This is a genomic window from Amycolatopsis sp. NPDC059027, assembly GCF_042739735.1.
GTDB lineage: Bacteria > Actinomycetota > Actinomycetes > Mycobacteriales > Pseudonocardiaceae > Amycolatopsis.
In genome coordinates this window covers 1-3,589 of sequence record NZ_JBHYIK010000156.1, presented here as the reverse complement: position 1 = coordinate 3,589, position 3,589 = coordinate 1, and the positions used below count along the sequence as shown (strand labels likewise).

Here is a 3,589-nt window from a genome sequence, read left to right as displayed (position 1 = left end):
GCGGCAACTGCTGACCCGTCGCCACATACATCATCGACTCATAAATAGGCCCCCAAAAAGGATCATCCGGTATATCAAAAACACCCATGACTCACACAACCAGCCACAAACCGCGCCAGCACATCAGCTAACGTCTCCTCGAGCAAAAAATCCGGCGCGACCGGGCGTACCGACCGAGCGGTCGGCAGCGGAAGCCACGGACTCCTTCACCGCGCCGGCCAGCAGCCGTACCGAGTTCGGCGCACCGGGGTTGAGCAACACGTCGACCCCCTCGTCGGGCAGGGCCTCGGCGAGCTCGGCCATGGTGACCTCCAGCCAGCTCGCGACGCGCACCCTGGCCCGGTGTGCGGGCGCGGTGGTCACCAACACCGACGGCCGGCCGTCCGGCGCGGGTGCCACCACCGGAGTTCCGTCCGCGTCCAGTCCGACTCCATAGACGATCTGGGGCAGCGTCTTCAGCAGCTCGTCACTGTCGACCTTGCCACTCACCGTCAAATGCAACGCGGCGTCCACCGGGTCGGTCGGCAGATTCGGTTCGGACGGCACGTACCGCGGGTTGGCGTGGAACAGCCCGGTCACCCCGTCGTCGTCGACGTACCAGCCGCCGACCACTGCCGCGATCGGCGGCTCGGCGTCCTTCTCGACCGGTTTCCAGGACGGATCGACCATGAAGACCCAGTGGCTGGACAGGTCCTCAGCCTGCGACGGCTTCCCCGCCGCCTGTTCGGCCTGACCCGGCTCCTCGGGTTGGTCTCCGGCCTCGACCGGTTCCCCGCTGTCCTCCGGATCGGTGGACAGCTCGACGTCCACCACCCGCCGCCCCGCAGAGTCCTTCATCGGCATGTCATTCTCCCTAGCAGTATCGAAACCGCCCCATGCTGTGAAGGCCCCCTACCCCCCGCACCACGCTGTGAAGGAGGCCTTCACGGCACGTCGGGGACGGATGGCGCGTTCGTTCCGCTCGCCGGATCAGGGTTTTCCCTTTTTCCTGTCCTCCCGGCGTATCCCACGGATCTCGTCATCCGTGAAGCGTGTGTACGGAAGGTCGAATATTCGGTACTCGGTCACCCTGCCCTCGGAGTCGACGGTCCGGGGGTACCCAGCCACGAACCCCGCGTTGTTGTCGACCCCGATGAGGCCGCGATGGTCCATTTCGGCCGAGTTGGAAAATTCAAGTTTATTCCTCGAAAAATAGGATACGTTTGGATAGCCGTGTTGGAAATTTCTGCTCGGTCGACCAATTGAAGCCAAGTATTTCTTGGCGAATTCACCACTGCCGACCCAACAGGCGATATGCGCAAACGAGCCGTTCGGGTTTGAGTTGTAAACTTCTTGGAAAACCCAGGAAGCGCGCTGGACGTCAGCGAAGCTTTCACCACGCACCGTCACCGGGTATTCATCGGTCAACTGCCGTAAACCACCGTCAGTGGCCATGCTCCACGCCCCCGGCGGCAAGGTCATCGCGGCACTATCAGTCGTACCATGGTAATCGAGGAGTGACGGGCCTCGGCCGCTATTCATCGCGAACAGGTAGTCCTTCGCCCACGGCGCTTCCACCTGAGCCCCGTAACGCATCTTTAAGAACGCTTCACAGGCAGCCTCACCCGGCATGGTTCGCACAACCTTGTCGATCTCAGGAATCCGACCCGCGAAACCGCGCGCCATGGCCTCGCCATCCTGGCCAGTCACAAATGAGACGCCAATGACAGCTGCGTAATATGCCCCCACATGATCCTTACGCCAACCATAAATACGTTGCTGATAGGGAGTCCGGGCATCGAAATAGATCTTCTGAGTGCCCGCGAACCCGGCTACCCACCCGGGAGGCGGTTCGACACGGATCCGCGGACCGCTTGTCGGCGACGGAATGTCGTTGCCGTAGTCTCCCTGCCCATAGTGCTGGGACTGCGAGGAACTCTGGAAGGGCTCCCCTTGCGGCGGCCCCCACTGCGACTGCTGCGGCGGCGCCCACTGCGACTGCTGCGGCGACCCCCACTGCGACTCCGCCCAGCCCTGGGACTGCGGGAAGGCGAAATTCCCTTGGTCACCATCCGACTGACCCTGCGCTTGAGCAGAATTCAGTTCGGCGTCGTATGCCCGCCTCCGATCTGGGTCGATCAGCGTCTCATACGCTGCTCCGACGCTCTTGAAATTTGCTGCCGCCTCCTCCCGCTTTTCTTCGGGGTTCTTGTCCGGGTGGTACTTCAAGGCCAGTTTCCGGTACGCCTGCTTGATAAGTTCCGCATCGGCAGACTGGTCGACGCCAAGGCGCTGGTAAAGATTCGCCGAATCCGGCTTCGCATCCGAGATGTTCCACCCCGGCCCCGCCGGCTGCGGCTCCGCCTCCGGCTGCTGCTGCTGCTGCGGCTTCGCCTCCTGGCCCTCCGGCCGCAGAGAGAACTTCTCCCCGGAACCCGGCCCTCCATACGGAGCCCGAGGCCGATCACCACCCGTCGCTCCCGACCCCGCCGAAGGCCCCGGCTCCGGACGAACCGGCCCCTTACCCTTCCCCGAAGGGTCCTCGGCCTGCTGCGGCTTCACCGGCTCCGGCCCCGCCTCGGGCTCCACCTTCGACTCGGACTGCTGCGACGACTGGTCCTCGACCCGAGCGATATCGCGTAGCTCCTCATCGTTGAACCGCGTGCGTACGTTGTCGAAAGTACTAAACGGGTATTTCTCCACCTTCGTATTTACGTTGAAGAGCGCACCGATGCTTCCAGCCGGGACGCTCCGCGTCTCCCGGGTGCGCTCGTACGTCACCCAACCCTTGTTGTCCGGAACACCGATACGAAAACCCTCGCTGATCTCCGCCGTGGTCCGAGGTGCGTGTACCGTTGCACGTTTTATCGTCCGGCCCACGATCGGCTCCTCAAGCATCAATCGGGTCAGCTCCCGAGCAAAGTTTCTCATGACCGAAGCCGATTTCGAGCTGCCGTCGACAGTAATCCGGACACCGGAGACGAGGAGAAGCACCTCCGGTGGATCATTCCGCGATCCCGCTCGACCGAAGAGGTTCCGATACGCATCCCGAAAAGACTTGGAACCGTGCACCATCCGCGCTGCCGAGCCCGCATCGAGGTACGCCGTCTTCTCTTTGCGAGGATCCCACATCTCGAACTCGTTACGGTCCGGGTCGAGGTGCAGCGACGTCACGATCACATCGTTGAACCCCAGGGGCACCAGTCTTGCCGGGTTGGCCAAGCCGGCTTCCGCCTGGGTGACCGTTTCCCCAGGAGCGGTACGGAGAACTTGGCCAGTAGCGTGCAGTTCGTCCACCACCCTTCGCAGATCCATGGTCAGGCCACTCTTGGTGTTGTGCAGTCCGAATCCGGCCGTCCCACGACGCTCGCCCTGGCGGAGGACAAAAGTACTACGCCCCTCAGTACTCTGCACCTCGCCCGGTTCCATGGGTATCTTCCGACCCTTGTGATCCGTGCGTAAAAGCGAAGCGTTCCCTCGCGGCATGCCAACCTCGAGGTTCGGGTCCAACGGCACGCCGTCCATCGGCGTCGAACCCAAATCCGCCAGCGGAATGTAGCCATGCACATTGTGCGGCCCGATCTCCGGAACCACACCCCTATGCACATCC

General features: G+C 62.9%; 2 protein-coding genes. Both read right to left on the bottom strand.

From position 1 onward, the window contains the following. Window positions 1-123: 123 nt before the first annotated feature. Window positions 124-843, bottom strand: coding sequence for a type VII secretion system-associated protein (locus tag ACFWY9_RS44725; RefSeq protein ID WP_378341753.1), 720 nt, complete (start codon window positions 841-843; stop codon window positions 124-126). A gap of 126 nt (window positions 844-969) precedes the next feature. Further along, complete coding sequence (locus tag ACFWY9_RS44720; protein WP_378341752.1) at window positions 970-3,573, bottom strand: J domain-containing protein; 2,604 nt, start codon at window positions 3,571-3,573, stop codon at window positions 970-972. Window positions 3,574-3,589: the final 16 nt, after the last annotated feature.